Consider the following 20,577-nt stretch of genomic DNA (forward strand, 5'->3'; position numbering starts at 1 on the left):
GAGGGCCAGTCTATTTTGTTTTGATTGAACGTTCAATCAACAAAGAATAAGATCTGCGACAAATCGTCGCTGCTTACAGATTTTTCCTACATGTAAATGGCGGCAAACCGACATCCGAAATAGCTCGAAGCCTATACGCCACGGCGTCTCAAGGGCTTCGGGCTTTTTTCGGGCTGTCTTTATATCACCCGCCGGTCGGCTGCCCACTAACCGATTGGTCGGGTAACTCGTTTGTCTTGCGTTCTTCTCTCGCACTGCCCGGAGCATCTGTGCCATGAGTTCTGCCTCGCTAATAAAGACCCCACCCGAGAAGGTGACGGTCAACGGTTGGGTGTTCTACACCTCTACCGCGTTGATTCTGTTGTTGACCGCCATTCTGATCATCGCCCCGCAAGAGGCCGGCAGAATGCTGGGTACGGCGCAAGCCTGGTTGTCCCGCAGCTTCGGCTGGTACTACATGGTGGTGATCGCCGCCTACCTGATTTTTGTCGTTGGTCTGGCGTTTTCGTCCTACGGCAAATTGAAACTGGGCAGCAAGGACGACACCCCGGACTTCAGCTACGGTGCCTGGGCGGGGATGCTGTTCTCCTCTGGTATCGGTATTTCGCTGCTGTACTTCGGCGCGTCCGAGCCGCTGGACCACTACTTCAACCCGCCGGAAGGCGTGGCTGGCAGCAACCTGGCGGCCCGTCAGGCGGTGCAGTTGACCTTCCTGCACTGGGGCTTGCATGGCTGGGCGATCTACGCGCTGGTCGGCCTGGCCGTGGCGTACTTTGCCTACCGGCACAACCAGCCGCTGGCGTTGCGTTCGGCGTTGTATCCGCTGGTGGGAGAGCGTTGGGTCAAGGGCGCGGCCGGGCACGCGGTGGACGGCTTCGGCATGTTCGTGACCCTGCTGGGGCTGGTGACGAACCTGGGGATCGGTTCGCTGCAAGTGTCGTCGGGGCTGGAAAACCTGTTCGGCATGGAGCACAGCAACACCAACCTGCTGATCGTGATCATCGTGATGAGCACCGTGGCGACCATCGCTGCCGTGTCGGGCGTGGAAAACGGCATCCGCCGTCTGTCCAACCTCAACATCGTGCTGTTCAGCGGCCTGCTGATTTTCGTCCTGTTGTTCGGCCCGACCTTGCACCTGCTCAACGGCTTCGTACAGAACGTCGGTGACTACCTGAACGGTGTGGTACTGAAGACTTTCGATCTGTATGTGTACGAAGGCGACAGTGAGAAGTCCGACCGCTGGCTGGGCCTGTGGACCCTGTTCTACTGGGCCTGGTGGATTTCCTGGGCGCCATTCGTGGGCATGTTCATCGCGCGTATTTCCCGTGGTCGCACCGTGCGCGAACTGGTGGCCGGCGTGCTGCTGATTCCGCTGGGCTTCACCTTGGCGTGGCTGTCGATCTTCGGTAACTCTGCCCTGGACCTGGTGATGAACCATGGGGCGGTGGAGCTCGGGAAGACGGCGCTGGAACAGCCGTCCATGGCGATCTACCAGTTGCTTGAGCATTACCCGGCGTCGAAAGTTGTGATCGGCGTGTCGATCTTTGTCGGTTTCGTGCTGTTCCTGACCCCGGCGGACTCCGGTGCGGTGATGATGGCCAACCTTTCGTGCAAGGGCGGCAATGTCGACGAAGACGCGCCGCACTGGCTGCGGATCTTCTGGTCGGCGGTGATCACCCTGGTGACCATCGGCCTGCTGTTCGCCGGCAACTTCGAAGCCATGCAAACCATGGTGGTGCTGGCCGGTCTGCCGTTCTCGGTGGTGCTGGTGTTCTTCATGTTCGGCTTGCACAAGGCCATGCGCCAGGACGTGCAGATCGAACAGGAGCAAGCGGAACTGGCGGCACGTGGTCGCCGTGGTTTCACTGAGCGTTTGACCCAGTTGGACCTGCAACCGAGCCAGTCGGTGGTCCAGCGCTTCATGGACAAGCACGTGACTCCGGCGCTGGAAGATGCGACGGCGCAAATGCGTGCCCAAGGTCTGGAGGTTCAGACGCTGCTGGGCAAGTCCAAGCGTTGCATGGGCGTACGGGTCGAGATGGAAGAGGGCAACCCGTTTGTCTACGAAGTCAGCCTGGATGGCTACCTGGCCACGCCAACCGAATCGGCTCAGTCCGATGAGGCGCGTCAGCGTTACTATCGTGCCGAGGTGTATCTGCACAACGGTAGCCAGGACTACGACTTGATGGGCTTCACCCAGGATCAGATCACCCGTGACGTGCTCGATCAGTTTGAAAGCCATCGGCAGCTCCTTGGCCGGGTTTATAGCTAAGGTGTGAGGAACTGCGGTGCAGTGAATGCTCCGCAACCCCCTGTGGGAGCGAGCTTGCTCGCGATAGCGGAGGGACAGTCAACACTCATGTTGAATGTTAAGCCCTCATCGCGAGCAAGCTCGCTCCCACAGGTTGTTCTGCGTCCATGTGAGAACGGGCTTGCCCGCGATGGGGCCATCGGCCACAAAGCTGCGTCACCCGATATCCCCACAAACAAAAACGCCGCGATACTCTCGCGGCGTTTTTGTGTCTGTTGCCTTACCCCAGGTTCTTGCCGAGCAGTGCGTGATACAGCTCGCTGTCGCCAAGAATCCCCACTACATGGTTGTTATCGTGCAGCACCAGTTTGTTGCCGGTCTGATAACGAATCTGCAGCGCATCGCGCATGCCGATGTTCGAGTCCACCAGGGTTGGCCGACGACCCAGGCCTTCAACAGCCTGGCCCGGTACCCAGTTCTGCAGATCCAGAGCAGAACCGTTTTGACGCGCACCTTTGATAGTGTTGCCTTCCGCCAGGTCCAGCCACGAATCGCCGCCCGGATCGAGGCACACCGAACCGTTGATGCGTTTGCAGTTGTCCAGGGTGCGCATCAGGCTGCGGCCGCACAGTACGTTCAGCGGGTTGGTGTGGGCTACGAAGGTCCGCACGTAGTCGTCCGCCGGGTTCAGCACGATCTCTTCCGGCACACTGTACTGGATGATCCGGCCGTCTTTCATGATCGCGATACGGCTGCCCAGTTTCAGGGCTTCATCGAGGTCGTGGCTTACGAATACGATGGTCTTGCTCAGCTTGCGTTGCAGTTCCAACAGCTCGTCTTGCAGGCCCTGGCGGATCAGTGGGTCGAGCGCCGAGAACGGTTCGTCCATCAACAGAATGTCGGCGTCCATCGCCAAGGCACGGGCCAGGCCCACGCGTTGTTGCATACCACCGGACAGCTCGTTGGGTTTCTTGTTGCGCCACTGGGTCAGGCCCACCAGCTCTAGCTTGTCGTCCACCAGCTTGCGGCGTTCCTTCTCGGGACGACCCTGCATCTCCAGACCGAAGCTGATGTTCTCGCGAACGGTCAGCCAAGGCATCAGGGCGAACTTCTGGAACACCATCGCAATGCGCTTGGTGCGCATCATTTTCAGTTCTGCCGGGGTGCAGGAGGCAATGTCGATCTGCTTGCCTTCGTGCTCGACGAACAGCTTGCCGCGGCTGACGGTGTTGAGGCCGTTGATGCAGCGCAGCAGGCTGGATTTACCAGAGCCGGACAGACCCATCAGTACGCAGATCTCACCTTTTTCGATGTCCAGGCTGGCTTTTTCAACACCAACAATCTGCCCGGTCTTTTTCAGGATCTCGTTACGGGTCATGCCTTGATCCAGCAGCTTGAGTGCCTCGCGTGGATCCTTGGAGAAGATAACGTCAACGTTATCGAAGCGAATAATGCTCATGCGTCACCCCCTACTTTGGCGTCGGGTTGTTTGCAGATTCGGTCGAGCATGATCGCCAGCAGTACGATCGCCAGACCTGCTTCGAAGCCCAGGGCGATATCAGCGGTATTCAGTGCGTTGACCACGGGTTTGCCCAAACCGTCGGCGCCAACCAGTGCCGCGATCACCACCATCGACAACGACAGCATGATGCACTGGGTGATGCCGGCCGCGATGCTTGGCATGGCATGAGGCAGTTCAATTCGCGAGAGCAATTGACGGCGCGAGCAGCCAAAGGCCTTGCCGGCGTCCATCAATTCTTCCGGGACGTCGCGAATACCCAGGTAGGTCAGGCGGATGGGCGCGGCAATCGCGAACACCACCGTGGAGATCAGACCCGGGACCACACCCAGCCCGAAGAGGGTCAGGGTAGGAATGAGGTACACGAACGTCGGTACGGTCTGCATCAGATCGAGTACCGGACGCATTAAAGTATAGAACATCGGTTTGTGCGCGGCGACGATGCCCAGCGGCACGCCGATGATCACGCAGACCAGGGTGGCGAACAACACCTGGGCGAGGGTTTCCATGGTCTCCTGCCAGTACCCCAGATTGAGGATCAGCAGAAAGGAGGCAACGACAAACGCTGTCAGGCCCCATTTACGTTGAATGAAGTGTGCCAGTAGTGCGATTACGCCGATCAGTACCAGCGGGTTGAACCAGGTCAGCGCAAACGTCACGCCGTGGATCATCGTTTCCAGTGACACGGCGATGGCGTCGAAGGTGTTGGCGCCGTGTTGCGTCAACCATTCAACGAAGCCCGCGATGTACTGGCCTAAGGGGATTTTCTGATCAATCAGCATGGTAGTGAACGTCCGCATGCAAGGAAATAAACAGCCCGGACGGCCGAGGCCGCCCGGCATAAGCGATTACTTGGCCAGTTTGGCTTTCACGGCCTCCAGGCCTGGTTTACCGTCAATGGTGGTCACGCCAGCGAGCCAGGTATCGAGCACCTGTGGATTGTTTTTCAGCCAGGCCTTGGCGGCCGCGTCAGGCTTCATCTTGTCGTCCAGGATGTTGCCCATCAGTTCGCTTTCCATGTCGACGGTGAACTCCAGGTTCTTCAGCAACTGACCAACGTTGCTGCACTCCTGCGCGTAACCCTTGCGGGTGTTGGTCGCCACGGTGGCAGCACCGAAGTCGGGGCCGAAGAAGTCATCGCCACCGGTCAGGTATTGAATTTTGAAGCGCTTGTTCATCGGGTGCGGCGCCCAGCCGAGGAACACCACGGCGGTGTCGCGTTTCTGTGCGCGGTCGACCTGCGACAGCATGCCTGCTTCGGAGGATTCGACGACTTTGAAGCCGGCGGTCTTCAGGCCGAAGGCATCCTTGTCGATCATGCTCTGGATCAGACGATTACCGTCGTTGCCAGGCTCGATGCCGTAGATCTTGCCGTCGAGCTCTTTCTTGAATTTGGCGATGTCGGCGAAGTCATGCAGGCCCTTGTCGTACAGCGCCTGAGGGACGGCGAGGGTGTACTTGGCGCCCTTGAGGTTGGTGCGTACGGTTTCCACGGTGCCGGCATCGCGGTAGGCCTTGATGTCGTTTTCCATGGTCGGCATCCAGTTGCCCAGAAACACGTCCATGTTCTTGCCGTCGGCCAGGGACTTGTAGGTCACGGGCACGGAAATCATGGTGGTCTTGGTCTTGTAGCCGAGGGCGTTGAGCACGACGCTGGTGGTCGCGGTAGTCGCGGTGATGTCGGTCCAGCCGACATCGGAGAAGTTTACGGTACTGCACTGCGCCGGTTCTGCGGCTTGCGCCAGAACCGGCAGACTAAGCATGGCGGCCAACAACAACGACGGGGAACCTTTCATGGATGGACTCCTTGGTGTTTTTTTTGGCAGTGTTCCGACTGGACCACCGCACTTATAGGTTGCGGTTGGATGGCGTTCTGGAGACAGCTCTACCGCAGCGCCTTGCAATCGAGTCGATATGATCATGTACCAGTGAAAATCTGACGCCTACAGGGTGCGTCGTATCCAGTACAGGGATGGTCGCATCCAGTGTCGGTGACGTCGTTTACAGATTTTTTCAGGCCCTTTTCCTCTTCTGAACCGCAAAAAAACGGCGAAAACACGGCGTAAAAGACACGCGGCGCTGGTGGGCATGAGTGCGTCGGTTAGAGACGTCGAACAACACGATAAAAGCTTGATGATGCGGTCATCTCGGCGGATTGCAGCTTGAGCGTAGCAGCTCCGTCACCGTGCGTTTTTGCGTGCGCAGTGGGCCCATCCAGGAGTTCGGCAGTAATGGCTATCAGTGTTTTCGACCTGTTCAAAATCGGCATCGGCCCATCCAGTTCGCACACCGTGGGGCCCATGCGGGCGGCGGCGTTGTTTGTGCAGGGCCTGCGCGAGCGTGGGTTGCTTGAGCAGGTGCGGCGTGTCGAAGTCCAGCTGTTCGGCTCGTTGTCGGCCACTGGTATCGGCCACGGCAGCGACAATGCAGTGATCATGGGGCTGATGGGCGAGTGGCCGGATGCGATTGATCCGTCGCAAATCGGCATCCGCATCGCCAACCTGCGCGAGACCGATACGCTGCTGCTCGACGGTCGCTTGCCGGTGCCCTTCATCTGGGGCCGGGACATGCGCCTGATCGACGAGAACCTGCCATTCCATCCCAACGCCATGACCCTGATTGTCGAGGGTGATGACGGCGAGTTGCATCGCGACACCTACTATTCGGTCGGCGGCGGTTTTGTCGTCGATGAAGCGCAGGCCTCCAGCGGTGTCGTCGACCTCGACAGCACGGTGTTGCCTTATGATTTTTCCAGCGCCGCCGAGCTGCTGGAACTGTGTAAAAAACACAACCTGCGCGTGGCTGAGTTAATGATGGCCAACGAGAGGGTGTGGCGCAGCGAGGATGAAATCCGCAGCGGCCTGATGAAGCTCTGGCACGCCATGCAGGATTGCGTTGAACAGGGCCTCAAACACGAAGGCATCCTGCCCGGCGGGTTGAACGTGCGCCGCCGCGCGGCCAAGCTGCATCGCAGCCTGCAGGAACTGAACAAACCCAACGTGATCGGCTCGACCTTGAGCGCCATGGAATGGGTCAACCTGTTCGCCCTGGCGGTCAACGAAGAAAACGCCGCCGGCGGGCGCATGGTCACGGCACCGACCAACGGCGCGGCGGGGATCATTCCGGCGGTGCTGCACTACTTCATGAAATTCAGCGAGGCCGTGACCGACGCCAATGTCGTCGACTACTTCCTCGGCGCGGCGGCAGTGGGAATCCTGTGCAAGAAGAACGCCTCGATCTCCGGTGCCGAAGTCGGTTGCCAGGGCGAAGTCGGTTCGGCCTGCGCCATGGCGGCGGCCGGGCTGGCGGAAATCCTTGGCGCCACGCCAGAGCAACTGTGCAACGCGGCGGAGATCGGTCTGGAGCACAACCTCGGCCTGACCTGCGACCCGGTGGGTGGGCTGGTCCAGGTGCCGTGCATCGAGCGCAACGCAATTGCCGCGGTGAAGGCGATCAACGCCGCGCAAATGGCATTGCGCGGTGATGGCCAGCACTTCATTTCGCTGGATCGGGTGATCCGCACCATGCGCGATACCGGTGCCGACATGCATGACAAATATAAGGAGACATCGCGGGGTGGGTTGGCGGTGAGTGCGGTGGAGTGTTGAGACCGCGTTGACCCCATCGCGAGCAAGCTCGCTCCCACAGGATTCGGTGTGGATTGGAGAAGTGAGACACACCATAAATCCCTGTGGGAGCGAGCTTGCTCGCGATAGCGCCAGACCAGTCAAAACTGCGCGCTAAGTGAACACCCGCTCGAAAGCGCGCCATCTTTTAGTGCGTCGCTTACAGATAAATCGTCTTGCCACTGATCGAGGGGCAGCCAGCCTTCGACCACCCGTCACCCGTGCTTGCGGTGACACTCCTCTGCGATGCGGCGAAACGCCGTTCCCACAAGTGCTACCGAATTGCTCACAGCTTGTGGGCCGGGGCGCTTGCCAGTCCTGATGGCCATTTAAATCCCCACGCCTTGCAAGACATACATAGACACATTCCGACGTCGTTTTTAGGAGTTATTGAACGCGCATTCAAATTTAGGCATGGCAATTGCTCTGTCATTACAAAGCCCGTCTCCCACGCGAGAACGATGGCAATAAAAAGAGCCTCCGCCTGAGGCCATCACCCGCTTTGTGTGAGGAGATACCGCGATGACGACGTTCAACTCCGGGGCCCAACCCCAGAACCGTGCGCCTCAATCCATCGGCTTTCTGCTGCTGGACAATTTCACGCTGATTTCTCTGGCCTCCGCAGTGGAACCGCTGCGCATGGCCAACCAGTTGTCCGGTCGCGAGCTTTATCGCTGGACCACCCTCACCGTCGATGGCGGCCAGGTCTGGGCCAGTGACGGCCTGCAAATCACCCCCGACGCTTCCATGCACAAAGCCCCGCCGATGGACACCGTCATCGTGTGCGGCGGCATCGGCATCCAGCGCACCGTTACCCGGGAACACGTGTCATGGCTGCAAAGCCAGGCTCGCCAGTCCCGCCGCCTCGGCGCGGTGTGCACCGGCAGCTGGGCCCTGGCCTGCGCCGGCCTGCTCGATGGTTTCGATTGCAGCGTGCACTGGGAATGCCTGGCGGCGATGCAGGAAGCTTTCCCGCGTGTAGCGATGAGCACCCGCTTGTTCACCCTCGACCGTAACCGCTTCACCAGCTCCGGCGGCACCGCGCCGCTGGACATGATGCTGCACCTGATCAGTCGCGATCACGGACGTGAACTGTCGGCGGCCATTTCGGAAATGTTCGTCTACGAGCGCATCCGCAACGAGCAGGATCACCAGCGCGTGCCGCTCAAGCACATGCTCGGCACCAACCAGCCGAAGTTGCAGGAAATCGTCGCGTTGATGGAGGCCAATCTTGAAGAGCCGATCGACCTGGACGAACTGGCGGTGTATGTCGCGGTGTCCCGTCGTCAGCTCGAACGCCTGTTCCAGAAGTACCTGCACTGCTCGCCGTCGCGTTACTACCTCAAGCTGCGCCTGATCCGCGCGCGACAGCTGCTCAAGCAAACGCCGATGTCGATCATCGAAGTGGCTTCGGTGTGCGGGTTTGTGTCCACGCCGCACTTCTCCAAGTGCTACCGCGAATACTTCGGCATTCCGCCACGTGACGAGCGTGTAGGGTCCAACACCACCCAGCAGGTGGCGATGATGCCGTTGCCTCAAGCGCTGGTGCTGTCGCCGTTGTCCGGGCCGTTGTCGGCGCTGAGCCAGGCGCGTAATGAGTCTACGTTTGCCAGTGTAAGGCTCTAGACCGAGGCGCCTTCATCGCGAGCAAGCTCGCTCCCACATTGGTTTTGTGAACGACACAGATCTAATGTGGGAGCGAGCTTGCTCGCGAAGGCTGTTTATCGGCCTGTGTGGCTCTGCTGATACTCCGCCAGCGCCGGCAACAACTGCTTGTCGATCGCCTGGCGTACCGCCGGCAGGATGGTCGCGCTGCTGGTGTACATCTGTTTGACCATGGTCCGCAGGGTCATCGCCCGTACATCGTTCAAACCTCGTACCGCACACTCGCAGGCTTGCTCGGCGGTGGCGCCGGTGGGCACCTCGAAGCCCAACGACTTGAGCTGGCCCAACAGGTCTTCCTGGTCTATCAAATCGGCGTGCATCATGACGCAATCCTTCTTCAGGGAACGGTGTCTTGGTTCGATTCTGGTAGGGGTGCCGGGTGTCGGCAAGGGCGAATTGTCGCAATGGCAGCATTGGCTATGAACAGGTCGTTTTCGGGCAACTTGCCGGCCAAAGGAGGGGGCACACTGGACTCAGCTCGCTTCACGAAGGTTTGGTCACCCTCGCACGGCAGCTCCTCAACAGTACCCTCTGCCTCGATCCTGTCACGGCTTGATCGGGGTTTTTTTTGCCTGTGAATCCGGGAGATGGGAGGTGTCTGCACTGGCGCCATTGCGAGCAAGCTCGCTCCCACAGGTTATTAGCAATCCCTGTGGGAGCGAGCTTGCTCGCGATGAACGATGACGCGGTTCAGCGTTGCAACACCAGAATCCGCGACAACAACTCATCCCGGTCGACATAGCAGCCCTGGAAATGCCGCGCCCCAGTGGCGGGATCGAAGGCATTGCGCGCATGCAAGGTGCGGCGGTTGTCGAAGCACCACAGCTCACCGGGATTGAGCCTCTGCATCAGCCTGAAGCGGGGCTCGCGGGTCATCGCGATAAAGCGCCGGTAGGCCTGATACAACTTGGGCATCTGCTCCACCGAAGCATCGAAGGGGCCGCGCAGAAAGTTGGCCATGCGGATTTCCGACACCTGCCCCAACGTATCCAGGGCAATGATCGGTGCCAGGCAGCGGTAGTCGCTGTGACGGTCCTTGTTGCGAAACTCCACGGGGATTTCGCAGAGGCTTTTGAAAGATTCGGGGTCTTCCCGGCGCAAGGCGTCGGCAATGGCAAAGCCGTCGACAAAAATGCTCTCGCCACCCTCGGCGTCATTGACCAGGCAATGCAGGAATTGCAGCCCCGGTTGCAACTCCCGGGTTGGCAAATCGCTGTGCAGCGGCAGGTTGAACGCGGTGTAGGCGTTGCTGTCGGCGTCGGCCTTGGATTGCACGTTGAACAGCACGCCGAAATTGCTCTCGCGGATGAAGGAAATCCGTTGGGCGATCAGCTTCAGAGAGCCGGGTTCGGTGGGCACGCCACGGACTTGGGTCAATCCGACATCCCGTACCGCCAACAACCATTGCAACAAGGCGTCAGAGTCGTTCATCAGCGCCTGATACTCGAATACCGGCAACTGCAAATTACTGTGCCAAAGCCTGGCTTTTGGCTTGCGTGCCTGGCGCTCGGCGCGGGACTCGTCGTCATAGGCGTGGGCGCGCAGCCAGCCGGGGTCGAAGCGGCTGCTGTGGCCGTCCTGCCAATCAACCGACAGGCAACCTTCGGTGTCGATGTGCACTTGGTCAGGGATCAAGTCTTGAGCTACATCGACGATTTCCAGCACTTGCTCGCGGGTCACGGTGTAGACGCACTGCGGGCACGGGCAATTGTCTCGCAGCCATTGATGGTGGAAGGGGCTGACGCGATTGTCGGCCCACTTCACCAGAACACGGTCCGCCAGGGTCTGCACGGCAGTCAGCGCGCTGATCAACGGATAGGTACGAAAGTCGGCAAAGGCAGCGGCGGTGTTCATGGCGATCTCCTTGTTATTTTTTTTGGGGTAATGCGATCACTCGGCCAATGTACTCGGGCGCTGGCAGGTCCGCCTGTTCGGCGACGATGGCTTGCAGCTGGCTCAAGGACTGCTCGCTGAACGGTGCCGAACGCGGCCCGGCGAGGTCCACGTGCAGCAGCATCTGTTCATTGCCAGCCAGTTCCCGGGCATCACCCACCAGATGCAGGCTGTGATAGAGGTGCACGCGCTTGTTGTCGTGGGCGATGATTTGGGTGTGCACTTCGACCTGGGCGTCGAGCTTCACCTCGTGCAGGTAATTGAGGTGCAGTTCGAGGGTGAACAGCGAGTTGCCGCTGGCCTCGCGGCTGTTGCTGTCCAGGCCCAGGCGATCCATCAGGGCATCGGTGGCGTAGCTGAAAATCAGCAGGTAGAAGGCGTCGCGCAGGTGGCCGTTGTAGTCGACCCAGTCGGGGATGATGGTGGTTTGGTAGGTGGTGAGGGTGGGCATGGTTTCTGATCCAATTTGTGTGGTGACCGGACTGCCGCTATCGCGAGCAAGCTCGCTCCCACAGGTGACCGAGTTGTATCAGACACCTGCGATCAAATGTGGGAGCGAGCTTGCTCGCGATGGGGTCAGCACTGCTGGCCCCAAAGCTTGGGCTTACTCGCTGAAGGCCATCCCATGCTTCTCTTTGGTGGTCTTCACCGCCTCCAGCACCGCCAGCAGGCAGTCATCACGATAGCGCTCCAGCGCCGAAATGCTGTGTTTGCCCAGTTGATCGCTGGTGCCATCGACCACATCATCGATCAGTTTGTCGGTCAGCTCCGGCGCCGGCAGGTAGGTCCACGGCAATTGCAACGCCGGGCCGAACTGCGCCATGAAGTGACGCATGCCGGCATCGCCGCCGGCCAGGGTGTAAGTCAGGAACGTGCCCATGAACGACCAACGCAAGCCGGCGCCGAAGCGGATTGCATCGTCGATTTCACCGGTGGTCGCCACGCCGTCGTTGACCAGGTGCAGCGCCTCACGCCACAGTGCTTCGAGCAGGCGGTCGGCGATGAACCCCGGCACTTCCTTGCGCACGTGCAGCGGGCGCATCCCCAGGGATTCATAGACCTTCATGGCCGCTTGCACCGCTTCAGGGGCGGTGTTTTTACCGCCGACCACTTCCACCAGTGGCAGCAGGTAAACCGGGTTGAACGGGTGACCGACCACACAGCGTTCCGGGTGCGTCGAACTCTCGTAGAACTCGCTCGGCAACAGGCCAGAGGTGCTGGAGCCGATCAACGCATTGGGCTTGGCTGCCGCACTGATTTTGCTGTGCAGGTCCAGTTTCAGCTCCAGCCGTTCCGGGGCGCTCTCCTGGATGAAATCGGCATCGCGCACGCACTCTTCGATGGTCGCGACAAAACGCAGGCGATCCTGCGATGCACCCGGTGCCAAACCTTGTTTTTCCAGTGCGCCCCAAGCGTTGGCGACACGCTTGCGCAGGGCCGCTTCGGCACCGGGGGCCGGGTCCCAAGCCACTACATCCAGGCCATGGGCGAGGGCGCGGGATACCCAACCACTGCCGATGACACCGCTGCCTAACGCTGCGAAGGTTTTGATTTCGGTGATAAAGCTCATGGCGATTTCCTGAATTTGGCTCGGAAAAAAAACTGTGGGAGCGAGCCTGCTCGCGATGGCGGTATTCCTGCCGCAGATGATGCTTCGGATGTACCGACGTCATCGCGAGCAGGCTCGCTCCCACAGGGGGAAAGTGTGTAAGGGTCAACCGCGCTTGGTCAGGCCCATTTTTGCTCGGCCTTCAGCCGGGGTCAGGACGCGGGCACCGAGGCGGCTGAGGATTTCCGAGGCGCGCTCGACCAGTTGGCCGTTGGTCGCCAGCACGCCCTTGTCCAGCCACAGGTTGTCTTCCAGCCCGACCCGCACGTTGCCGCCGAGCAACACTGCTTGTGCCGCCATCGGCATCTGCATGCGACCGATACCGAAACCGGCCCAGACCGCGTCGGCCGGCAGGTTGTCGACCATGGCTTTCATGGTGGTGGTGTCCGCCGGCGCGCCCCAAGGGATGCCCAGGCACAGCTGGAACAACGGGTTGTCGAGCAGGCCTTCCTTGATCATCTGCTTGGCGAACCACAGGTGGCCGGTGTCGAAAATTTCCAGCTCGGCTTTCACGCCCAGTTCCTGGATGCGTTTGGCGCCAGCGCGCAGTTGGGCCGGGGTGGAGACGTAAATGGTGTCGCCGTCGCCGAAGTTCAGGGTGCCGCAGTCGAGGGTGCAGATTTCCGGCAGCAGTTCTTCGACGTGGGCCAGGCGGGTCAGCGGGCCGACCAGGTCGGTATTCGGGCCGAATTCCATCGGGTTCTCGCCAGCGCCGATTTCCAGGTCGCCGCCCATGCCGGCGGTGAGGTTGACGATGATGTCCACGTCCGCCTCGCGGATGCGCTCCATCACTTCGCGATACAGCGCCACATCACGGCTGAACTTGCCGGTTTGCGGGTCGCGCACATGGCAGTGAACCACGGTGGCACCGGCCTTGGCAGCTTCCACGGCGGCAGCCGCGATTTGTTTCGGGGTGACCGGCACGTGTGGGCTCTTGGCGGTCGTGTCGCCAGCACCGGTGAGTGCGCAGGTGATGATGACGTCGTGGTTCATTTGGCGGTTCCTTACAGGCGAGTTTTTGGTTTTGGCCGGGCGTGGTGATCCCGTTCGCAGCCCGTTGGGGGCTGCGAGCCGGTGGTTCTATCGGGTTTATTTACTGGTCAGTTTCAGGTTTTCAGCCGCCGGTTTGCCATCGAAGGTGGTGACGCCTTCAAGCCAGCGTTTTTTGTCCTGCGGGTGATCCTTGAGCCATTGTTTGGCCGACTCGAAAGCGTCCTTGTGATCCAGCAGCGGCTGCATCATCCGGCTCTCGTCTTCGGCGGTGAACGTCAGGTTGCTCAGCAGGCGACCGATGTTCGGGCATTGTTCGGCGTATGTCGGTGCGGTGACGGTCCACACGGTGGCCTTGCCTTCGTTCGGGCCGAGGGCGTTTTCGCTGCCGGTGAGGTAGGTCATTTTCACGTTGACGTTCATCGGGTGCGGCGCCCAGCCGAAGAACACCACGGCTTCGTTGCGACGCACGGCGCGATCCACCGCGGCGAGCATGCCGGCTTCGCTGGACTCGACCAGCTGGAACTTGCCGAGGCCGAACTGGTTCTTCGAAATCATCGCCTTGATCTGGGTGTTGGCGCCCGAGCCAGGCTCGATGCCGTAGATTTTGCCGCCCAGTTCTTTTTCGAATTTGGCGATGTCAGCGAAGGTTTTCAGGCCCTTGTCGGCGAGGTAGGTCGGCACGGCGAGGGTCGCGCGGGCGTCCTGCAGGCTTGGCGCATCAAGCACCTTGACCTGCTTGGCGTCGACGAACGGGGTGATGGTCTGGGTCATCAGCGGGTTCCAGTAACCGAGGAACAGGTCCAGACGCTGGTCGCGGATCCCGGCGAAGATGATTTGCTGGGAGGCGCTGGTTTGTTTGGTGCTGTAGCCGAGGCCGTCGAGCAATACCTGGGTCATGGCACTGGTGGCGATCACGTCGGTCCAGTTCACTACACCCATGCGCACGTTCTGGCACGCGGCGGGTTCGGCGGCCATGACACTGGCGCTCAGTAACGCGGTACCACTGAGTGCAAGAACACAGCTGCTGATCAGTCGTTTCATCTCAGGTTCCTCGGCAGTTCGTTATTGTGAGTTCCGGTGTCTGATGCGCCGGTGATGCCAAGTTACGCAGCAAAGCACCGATGAAAGCGCACTGCGGCGACCAGCTCTTGCACTGCAGCGACCTGTGCTCTTGAATGCCGCTCGCAACTGGCGTATCAACATCCCTACGCTGCCCGCCCTCTCGTTACCTGGCCTCTTGTTACCTGCTAAGCGAGTGCGCTCCATGTCCCAGGATTTCTACTTCTTGTTGATGCCGGGTTTCTCGGCCATCGGATTTATCTCGGCCATCGAGCCGTTGCGGGTGGCCAATCGCTTTCGTGGCGAGCTGTATCGCTGGCATGTGCTGAGCGCCGATGGCGGGGCGGTGCTGGCGAGCAACGGCATGTCGGTCAACGCCGATGCGGCGCTGGAACCGTTGAAAAAAGGCGTGACGCTGCTGGTGGTGGCCGGGTTCGAGCCCCTGAAGTTCACCACCCCGGCGCTGGAACACTGGCTGCGCCGCCTGGACCACGAAGGCGTGACTCTCGGCGGCATCGACACCGGCAGCTTCATCCTCGCCGAGGCGGGTTTGCTCGACGGCCATCGCCTGACCCTGCACTGGGAAGCCATCGACGCGTTCAAGGAATCTTATCCACAGCTCAGCGTCACCCAGGAACTGTTCGAGATCGACCGCCGTCGCATCACCTCTGCTGGCGGCACCGCCTCTATTGATTTAATGCTGGATCTGATCGCCCAGGCCCATGGCCCGGAGCTGGCGATCCAGGTCAGCGAGCAATTCGTGCTTGGCCGCATCCGCCCGCGCAAAGACCATCAGCGCATGGAAGTCGCCACGCGTTATGGCATCAGCAACAAGAAGCTGGTTCACGTGATTGGCGAGATGGAGCAGCACAGCGAACCGCCACTGAGCACGCTGGAGCTGGCGGAATCGATCAAGGTGACGCGGCGGCAGCTGGAGCGCCTGTTTCGCCTGCACCTGAACGACACGCCGAGCAATTTCTACCTGCGATTAAGGCTGGAAAAGGCCCGGCAGTTGCTACGCCAGACTGACATGAGCGTGCTGGAAGTGAGCATTGCCTGCGGGTTTGAATCGCCGTCGTATTTCACCCGCAGTTATCGGGCGAAGTATGAGCGGTGCCCGCGGGAGGATCGACGCACCGCCAAGGCATAAACCCCCGAGAAACCTGTGGGAGCGAGCTTGCTCGCGATGAGGTCGGCACATTCAACATAGATGTCGACTGCCTTACCGCCATCGCGAGCAAGCTCGCTCCCACAGGTTATTGGTGTTCCGGAAGTTTATTTACTTCTTCACCAATGCCGAACACGCAGCCTTGTAAGCCTCATGCTGATACTTGTTCAGCGTTCCCGGCAGCTCTAAATTGTGCTTTTTGGCTTGGGCATTGATGGTCTGCGGCGACAGCAAGGTCACCTCGCAATTCTCCAGCAACTGGAAAACCCCCTCGATCTTGAAGGTCGTTGGCCCGCCAGCGAACTCGCCTTTCTTGCTGCGTTTCTTGATCGCAATGCGGTCGATGGAATTCTCACGGACAAACGAAGCGACCTGAGCGGCGAATACTTTGACGTTGGCGGCCTCGTCGTCATCGTCCAGGGCAATTTTCTTGGTGGCGAGCGCGACATGGCTCAGCGCCTGACCGTCCAGCGTGGCCACGGCGATGATCGCTTCGCTGCCTTTGATTTCGATGCCGCAGACTTTCATGTTCAATCCCATTAGTGACAGAGGGTGTGCAGCTTACAGCTCAAGCTGGCTGGGGAACGGATCACTCCTGCCCAATCGACTCCAAAAACTCCGACCGCTCGTCGCTCATCCGTGCAATGCAATCGTTCTGGGCAATGGTGAGCGCCTTGCTGCCGTTGGTGGCCGGGAAGGCTTCGACGGCGCAGTCTGCGTCGCGGGTCTTCAGCCATTGCTGTTGGGCGGCTTTGATCTTGGCGGTGATGTCGGCCAGTTGCGACGGGTTTTTGCCGTATTGCGACTGCATGCGCTCGGTCAGGCCCTGGAGGTTTTCCTTGAGCAGGTCTTCGGCGGAGGTTTTGCTGAAGGCCGAGCACTCGAGGGTCTGGATGTCGTTTTCGACTTTGTCGCAGGGATTGTCGTCGGCCACCTCCGCTGCGTGTACGCCGGTCGCAATCAGTGCCATTGCCAGAATGATCGATTTCATTATCGTCGCCGCTCTTGTCCAGTGAAGCATCCAGTGATGCGGCGAATTCTGGCCCAAGCCAAGGGCCTTGAACAGGTCGATGATTGTGCCTGGTAACGACCCTTTGTCGCGGATTGACGCTTTCGGCAAACCCCCTGTCGTTTTTGCACCCGGCTGCCCCTGCACCGAGGCATATGCTGGCCCCAAAGCGCCGGCACACGATTCGGCGCATGAATCGCTAACAAGGGGACAGCCTGATGAGCCCAGCCGAATTGCACGCCGACAGCATCGTTATCGACGGGCTGATTATCGCCAAGTGGAACCGTGAACTGTTCGAAGACATGCGCAAGGGCGGTCTGACGGCGGCTAACTGCACCGTGTCGGTGTGGGAGGGCTTTCAGGCCACCGTCAACAACATCGCCGCGAGCCAGAAGCTGATTCGCGAGAACAGCGACCTGGTGATCCCGGTGCGCACCACCGCCGATATCCGTAAAGCCAAGGAGCAGGGTAAGACCGGCATCCTGTTCGGCTTCCAGAACGCTCACGCTTTCGAAGACCAGATCGGCTATGTCGAGGTCTTCAAGCAGCTGGGCGTCGGCATTGTGCAGATGTGCTACAACACCCAGAACCTGGTGGGCACCGGCTGTTACGAGCGTGACGGCGGCCTGTCGGGCTTCGGTCGCGAAATCGTCGCCGAGATGAACCGCGTTGGCGTGATGTGCGACCTGTCCCACGTCGGTTCCAAGACTTCCGAAGAAGTCATCCTCGAGTCGAAGAAACCGGTCTGCTACTCCCACTGCCTGCCATCGGGGCTCAAAGAGCACCCGCGCAACAAGTCCGATGAAGAACTGAAGTTCATCGCCGACCACGGCGGCTTTGTCGGCGTGACCATGTTCGCGCCGTTCCTGGCCAAGGGCATCGATTCGACCATCGACGACTACGCCGAAGCCATCGAGTACGTGATGAACATCGTCGGCGAAGACGCCATCGGCATCGGCACCGACTTCACCCAGGGCCATGGCCAGGACTTCTTCGAATACCTGACCCACGACAAGGGCTACGCCCGCCGCCTGACCAGTTTCGGCAAGATCATCAACCCGCTGGGCATCCGCACCGTGGGCGAGTTCCCGAACCTGACCGAGACCCTGCTCAAACGCGGCCACTCCGAGCGCGTGGTACGCAAGATCATGGGCGAGAACTGGGTCAACGTCTTGAAAGATGTCTGGGGCGAATAAGCCGCTGCACCTCTGAATCCTTTCCCCCGGCCGCCCGCGCCGGGGGCAACACCAAAATTTTTCTGGAGTTAAGTTTCCATGGCCAAGATCGCCCCGCAATTGCCAATCGAAGTCGACAGCGAAACCGGTGTCTGGACCTCCGACGCCCTGCCGATGCTGTACGTGCCGCGCCATTTCTTCGTCAACAACCACATGGGCATCGAGGAAGTGCTGGGCGCTGAAGCCTATGCCGAAATCCTCTACAAGGCCGGCTACAAGTCCGCCTGGCACTGGTGTGAAAAAGAAGCCGAATGCCACGGCCTGGAAGGTGTCGCGGTGTTCGAGCACTACATGAAGCGCCTGTCGCAGCGCGGCTGGGGCCTGTTCAAGATCCAGGACATCGACCTCGACAAAGGCACCGCCAGCGTCAAGCTCGAACACTCGGCATTCGTCTACGTGTACGGCAAGGTCGGGCGCAAGGTCGACTACATGTTCACTGGCTGGTTTGCAGGGGCCATGGATCAGATCCTCGCCGCTCGCGGCAGCAAGATCCGCACCGTGGCCGAACAAGTCTACGGTGGCTCCGAAGAGGGCCACGAAGACGGCTTGTTCACCGTCAAGCCGTTGTAAGTCGAGGAACCCGCCATGGCTTTCGAAGCAATGTTCCAGCCGATCCAGATCGGCAAACTGACCATCCGCAACCGCGTGCTCAGCACCGCGCACGCCGAGGTCTATGCCACCGACGGCGGCATGACCACCGACCGGTACGTCAAGTATTACGAAGAGAAAGCCAAGGGCGGTATCGGCCTGGCGATTTGCGGCGGTTCGTCCGTGGTGGCCATCGACAGCCCGCAGGAATGGTGGAGTTCGGTGAACCTGTCCACCGACCGCATCATTCCGCACTTCCAGAATCTTGCCGACGCCATGCACAAGCACGGCGCCAAGATCATGATCCAGATTACCCACATGGGCCGCCGCTCGCGTTGGGACGGTTTCAACTGGCCGACGCTGATGTCGCCGTCAGGCGTGCGCGAGCCGGTGCACCGTGCCACTTGCAAAACCATCGAGCCGGAAGAGATCTGGCGGGTGGTCGGCAACTACGCTCAAGCGGCCCGCCGCGCCAAGGCCGGTGGCCTGGACGGTGTCGAACTGTCGGCGGTGCATCAGCACATGATCGACCAGTTCTGGAGCCCACGGGTCAACAAGCGTACCGACGAATGGGGCGGCACCTTCGAAGGCCGGATGAAGTTCGGTCTGGAAGTCTTGAAAGCCGTACGCGCCGAGGTCGGTGACGATTTCTGCGTGGGCATGCGCATCTGCGGTGACGAGTTCCACCCGGATGGTCTATCCCACGAAGACATGAAGCAGATCGCCAAGTATTACGACGATACCGGCATGCTCGACTTCATCGGCGTCGTGGGTTCGGGTTGCGACACCCACAACACCCTGGCCAACGTGATTCCGAACATGAGTTATCCGCCGGAGCCGTTCCTGCATCTGGCTGCCGGTATCAAGGAAGTGGTCAAGGTTCCAGTGCTGCACGCGCAGAACATCAAGGACCCTAACCAGGCCACACGTATCCTGGAAGGCGGTTACGTCGACATGGTCGGCATGACCCGCGCGCACATCGCCGACCCGCACCTGATCGCCAAGATCAAAATGGGCCAGATCGACCAGATCAAACAATGCGTCGGTGCCAACTACTGCATCGACCGTCAGTATCAGGGTCTGGATGTGCTGTGCATTCAGAACGCCGCGACTTCTCGTGAATACATGGGCCTGCCGCACATCATCGAAAAAACCACTGGCGTGAAACGCAAGGTGGTGGTGGTCGGCGCCGGTCCTGCCGGGATGGAAGCCGCCCGCGTGGCCGCCGAGCGTGGCCACGATGTGACCCTGTTCGAGAAAAAGGAATTCATCGGCGGGCAGATCACCACCGCATCGAAAGCCCCGCAACGGGACCAGATCGCCGGTATCACCCGCTGGTATCAACTGGAACTGGCGCGGTTGAAAGTCGACCTGCGCCTGGGCACCGCGGCTGACGCGCCAACCATCATGGACCTGCGTCCGGACGTGGTGGTGCTGGCCGTCGGCGGTCATCCGTTCATCGAGCAGAACGAACACTGGGGCGCGGCTGAAGGCCTGGTGGTCAGCAGCTGGGACATCCTCGATGGCAAGGTGGCACCGGGCAAGAACGTGCTGGTCTACGACACCATTTGCGAGTTCACCGGCATGTCGACCGCCGACTTCCTCGCCGACAAGGGCAGCCAGGTCGAGATCGTGACCGACGACATCAAGCCTGGTGTGGCGATTGGCGGTACGTCGTTCCCGACTTACTACCGCAGCATGTATCCGAAAGAAGTGATCATGACCGGCGACATGATGCTGGAGAAGGTCTACCGCGAAGGCGACAAGCTCGTAGCGGTACTGGAAAACGAATACACCGGCGCCAAAGAGGAGCGGGTGGTTGACCAGGTGGTCGTGGAAAACGGCGTGCGTCCGGACGAAGAAATCTACTACGCGCTGAAGGAAGGCTCGCGCAACAAAGGCCAGATCGACGTCGAAGCCTTGTTCGCGATCAAGCCGCAACCTTGCCTGGAACAGAGCGGT

Annotated in this window: 18 protein-coding genes; 7 read left to right on the forward strand and 11 right to left on the reverse strand. The window is 60.2% G+C overall.

Going from position 1 to position 20,577, the window contains the following annotated elements:
- Positions 1-331 precede the first annotated feature (331 nt).
- Positions 332-2,272: a BCCT family transporter gene (locus tag AC1RS8_RS05325; RefSeq protein WP_224795436.1), complete on the forward strand. Its 1,941-nt coding sequence runs from the start codon at positions 332-334 to the stop codon at positions 2,270-2,272.
- Positions 2,273-2,531: 259 nt separating this feature from the next.
- Here the strand turns inward: AC1RS8_RS05325 and choV are convergent, their stop codons facing one another.
- The 3 genes from choV to AC1RS8_RS05340 form a co-directional block, all read right to left on the reverse strand.
- Positions 2,532-3,710 carry a choline ABC transporter ATP-binding protein gene (gene choV / locus AC1RS8_RS05330; RefSeq protein WP_047534342.1) on the reverse strand — a complete coding sequence of 393 codons (1,179 nt, stop codon included), beginning with the start codon at positions 3,708-3,710 and terminating at the stop codon, positions 2,532-2,534.
- Positions 3,707-4,552: a choline ABC transporter permease subunit gene (choW, locus tag AC1RS8_RS05335; RefSeq protein WP_057716544.1), complete on the reverse strand. Its 846-nt coding sequence runs from the start codon at positions 4,550-4,552 to the stop codon at positions 3,707-3,709. The genes choV and choW overlap by 4 nt, the downstream gene beginning before the upstream one ends.
- A gap of 66 nt (positions 4,553-4,618) precedes the next feature.
- Entirely contained in the window at positions 4,619-5,566 is a 948-nt protein-coding gene (locus AC1RS8_RS05340; protein ID WP_057712981.1) for a choline ABC transporter substrate-binding protein, read from the reverse strand.
- Between the two features lie 435 nt (positions 5,567-6,001).
- On the opposite strand from AC1RS8_RS05340, the gene AC1RS8_RS05345 reads away from it, so the two are divergent.
- Entirely contained in the window at positions 6,002-7,378 is a 1,377-nt protein-coding gene (locus tag AC1RS8_RS05345) for an L-serine ammonia-lyase (protein ID WP_489339370.1), read from the forward strand.
- Between the two features lie 540 nt (positions 7,379-7,918).
- Complete coding sequence (gene gbdR / locus AC1RS8_RS05350; protein ID WP_007975492.1) at positions 7,919-9,022, forward strand: choline metabolism transcriptional regulator GbdR; 1,104 nt, start codon at positions 7,919-7,921, stop codon at positions 9,020-9,022.
- A 95-nt stretch (positions 9,023-9,117) separates the two neighbouring features.
- On the opposite strand, the gene AC1RS8_RS05355 is transcribed toward gbdR, so the two are convergent.
- The 6 genes from AC1RS8_RS05355 to AC1RS8_RS05380 form a co-directional block, all read right to left on the reverse strand.
- Positions 9,118-9,384 carry a hypothetical protein gene (locus AC1RS8_RS05355; protein WP_007995656.1) on the reverse strand — a complete coding sequence of 89 codons (267 nt, stop codon included), beginning with the start codon at positions 9,382-9,384 and terminating at the stop codon, positions 9,118-9,120.
- Positions 9,385-9,751: 367 nt separating this feature from the next.
- On the reverse strand, positions 9,752-10,915 hold the full coding sequence (locus AC1RS8_RS05360) for a gamma-butyrobetaine dioxygenase (RefSeq protein ID WP_154909899.1): 1,164 nt from the start codon (positions 10,913-10,915) through the stop codon (positions 9,752-9,754).
- 13 nt (positions 10,916-10,928) lie between these two features.
- Complete coding sequence (locus tag AC1RS8_RS05365) at positions 10,929-11,405, reverse strand: thioesterase family protein (RefSeq protein WP_090451849.1); 477 nt, start codon at positions 11,403-11,405, stop codon at positions 10,929-10,931.
- A 153-nt stretch (positions 11,406-11,558) separates the two neighbouring features.
- Complete coding sequence (locus AC1RS8_RS05370; RefSeq protein ID WP_090451847.1) at positions 11,559-12,524, reverse strand: L-carnitine dehydrogenase; 966 nt, start codon at positions 12,522-12,524, stop codon at positions 11,559-11,561.
- Between the two features lie 144 nt (positions 12,525-12,668).
- Positions 12,669-13,556 (reverse strand): 3-dehydrocarnitine:acetyl-CoA trimethylamine transferase CdhC, encoded by an 888-nt coding sequence (gene cdhC, locus AC1RS8_RS05375; protein ID WP_057712986.1) that lies wholly within the window; start codon positions 13,554-13,556, stop codon positions 12,669-12,671.
- Positions 13,557-13,652: 96 nt separating this feature from the next.
- A complete protein-coding gene (locus AC1RS8_RS05380; RefSeq protein WP_340313386.1) occupies positions 13,653-14,597 on the reverse strand; it encodes a choline ABC transporter substrate-binding protein in 945 nt (314 codons plus the stop codon).
- Positions 14,598-14,820: 223 nt separating this feature from the next.
- Here AC1RS8_RS05380 and AC1RS8_RS05385 point away from each other — a divergent pair, with 223 nt between their 5' ends.
- Complete coding sequence (locus tag AC1RS8_RS05385; protein ID WP_057712988.1) at positions 14,821-15,765, forward strand: GlxA family transcriptional regulator; 945 nt, start codon at positions 14,821-14,823, stop codon at positions 15,763-15,765.
- 129 nt (positions 15,766-15,894) lie between these two features.
- On the opposite strand, the gene AC1RS8_RS05390 is transcribed toward AC1RS8_RS05385, so the two are convergent.
- Together AC1RS8_RS05390 and AC1RS8_RS05395 are read right to left on the reverse strand one after the other, a co-directional pair.
- Positions 15,895-16,311: a DUF3010 family protein gene (locus AC1RS8_RS05390; RefSeq protein ID WP_493162462.1), complete on the reverse strand. Its 417-nt coding sequence runs from the start codon at positions 16,309-16,311 to the stop codon at positions 15,895-15,897.
- Between the two features lie 61 nt (positions 16,312-16,372).
- Positions 16,373-16,774, reverse strand: coding sequence for a lysozyme inhibitor LprI family protein (locus AC1RS8_RS05395; protein ID WP_218494728.1), 402 nt, complete (start codon positions 16,772-16,774; stop codon positions 16,373-16,375).
- A gap of 236 nt (positions 16,775-17,010) precedes the next feature.
- On the opposite strand from AC1RS8_RS05395, the gene AC1RS8_RS05400 reads away from it, so the two are divergent.
- From AC1RS8_RS05400 to dgcA, 3 genes are all read left to right on the forward strand, one after another.
- On the forward strand, positions 17,011-17,988 hold the full coding sequence (locus AC1RS8_RS05400) for a dipeptidase (protein WP_032829497.1): 978 nt from the start codon (positions 17,011-17,013) through the stop codon (positions 17,986-17,988).
- 78 nt (positions 17,989-18,066) lie between these two features.
- On the forward strand, positions 18,067-18,597 hold the full coding sequence (locus tag AC1RS8_RS05405; RefSeq protein ID WP_008048169.1) for a DUF5943 domain-containing protein: 531 nt from the start codon (positions 18,067-18,069) through the stop codon (positions 18,595-18,597).
- Positions 18,598-18,612: 15 nt separating this feature from the next.
- A partial coding sequence (gene dgcA / locus AC1RS8_RS05410; protein WP_493162463.1) for a dimethylglycine demethylation protein DgcA occupies positions 18,613-20,577 on the forward strand: 1,965 nt, incomplete at its 3' end.

It is taken from the genome of Pseudomonas sp. GW821-FHT12A04 (assembly GCF_058807755.1).

Bases quoted from the DNA above. Each gene is read 5' to 3' on its own strand.
- choV (WP_047534342.1), bottom strand. From the start codon at position 3,710: ATGAGCATTATTCGCTTCGATAACGTTGACGTTATCTTCTCCAAGGAT.
- choW (WP_057716544.1), bottom strand. From the start codon at position 4,552: ATGCTGATTGATCAGAAAATCCCCTTAGGCCAGTACATCGCGGGCTTC.
- AC1RS8_RS05340 (WP_057712981.1), bottom strand. From the start codon at position 5,566: ATGAAAGGTTCCCCGTCGTTGTTGTTGGCCGCCATGCTTAGTCTGCCG.
- AC1RS8_RS05345 (WP_489339370.1), top strand. From the start codon at position 6,002: ATGGCTATCAGTGTTTTCGACCTGTTCAAAATCGGCATCGGCCCATCC.
- gbdR (WP_007975492.1), top strand. From the start codon at position 7,919: ATGACGACGTTCAACTCCGGGGCCCAACCCCAGAACCGTGCGCCTCAA.
- AC1RS8_RS05355 (WP_007995656.1), bottom strand. From the start codon at position 9,384: ATGATGCACGCCGATTTGATAGACCAGGAAGACCTGTTGGGCCAGCTC.
- AC1RS8_RS05360 (WP_154909899.1), bottom strand. From the start codon at position 10,915: ATGAACACCGCCGCTGCCTTTGCCGACTTTCGTACCTATCCGTTGATC.
- AC1RS8_RS05365 (WP_090451849.1), bottom strand. From the start codon at position 11,405: ATGCCCACCCTCACCACCTACCAAACCACCATCATCCCCGACTGGGTC.
- AC1RS8_RS05370 (WP_090451847.1), bottom strand. From the start codon at position 12,524: ATGAGCTTTATCACCGAAATCAAAACCTTCGCAGCGTTAGGCAGCGGT.
- cdhC (WP_057712986.1), bottom strand. From the start codon at position 13,556: ATGAACCACGACGTCATCATCACCTGCGCACTCACCGGTGCTGGCGAC.
- AC1RS8_RS05380 (WP_340313386.1), bottom strand. From the start codon at position 14,597: ATGAAACGACTGATCAGCAGCTGTGTTCTTGCACTCAGTGGTACCGCG.
- AC1RS8_RS05385 (WP_057712988.1), top strand. From the start codon at position 14,821: ATGTCCCAGGATTTCTACTTCTTGTTGATGCCGGGTTTCTCGGCCATC.
- AC1RS8_RS05390 (WP_493162462.1), bottom strand. From the start codon at position 16,311: ATGAAAGTCTGCGGCATCGAAATCAAAGGCAGCGAAGCGATCATCGCC.
- AC1RS8_RS05395 (WP_218494728.1), bottom strand. From the start codon at position 16,774: ATGAAATCGATCATTCTGGCAATGGCACTGATTGCGACCGGCGTACAC.
- AC1RS8_RS05400 (WP_032829497.1), top strand. From the start codon at position 17,011: ATGAGCCCAGCCGAATTGCACGCCGACAGCATCGTTATCGACGGGCTG.
- AC1RS8_RS05405 (WP_008048169.1), top strand. From the start codon at position 18,067: ATGGCCAAGATCGCCCCGCAATTGCCAATCGAAGTCGACAGCGAAACC.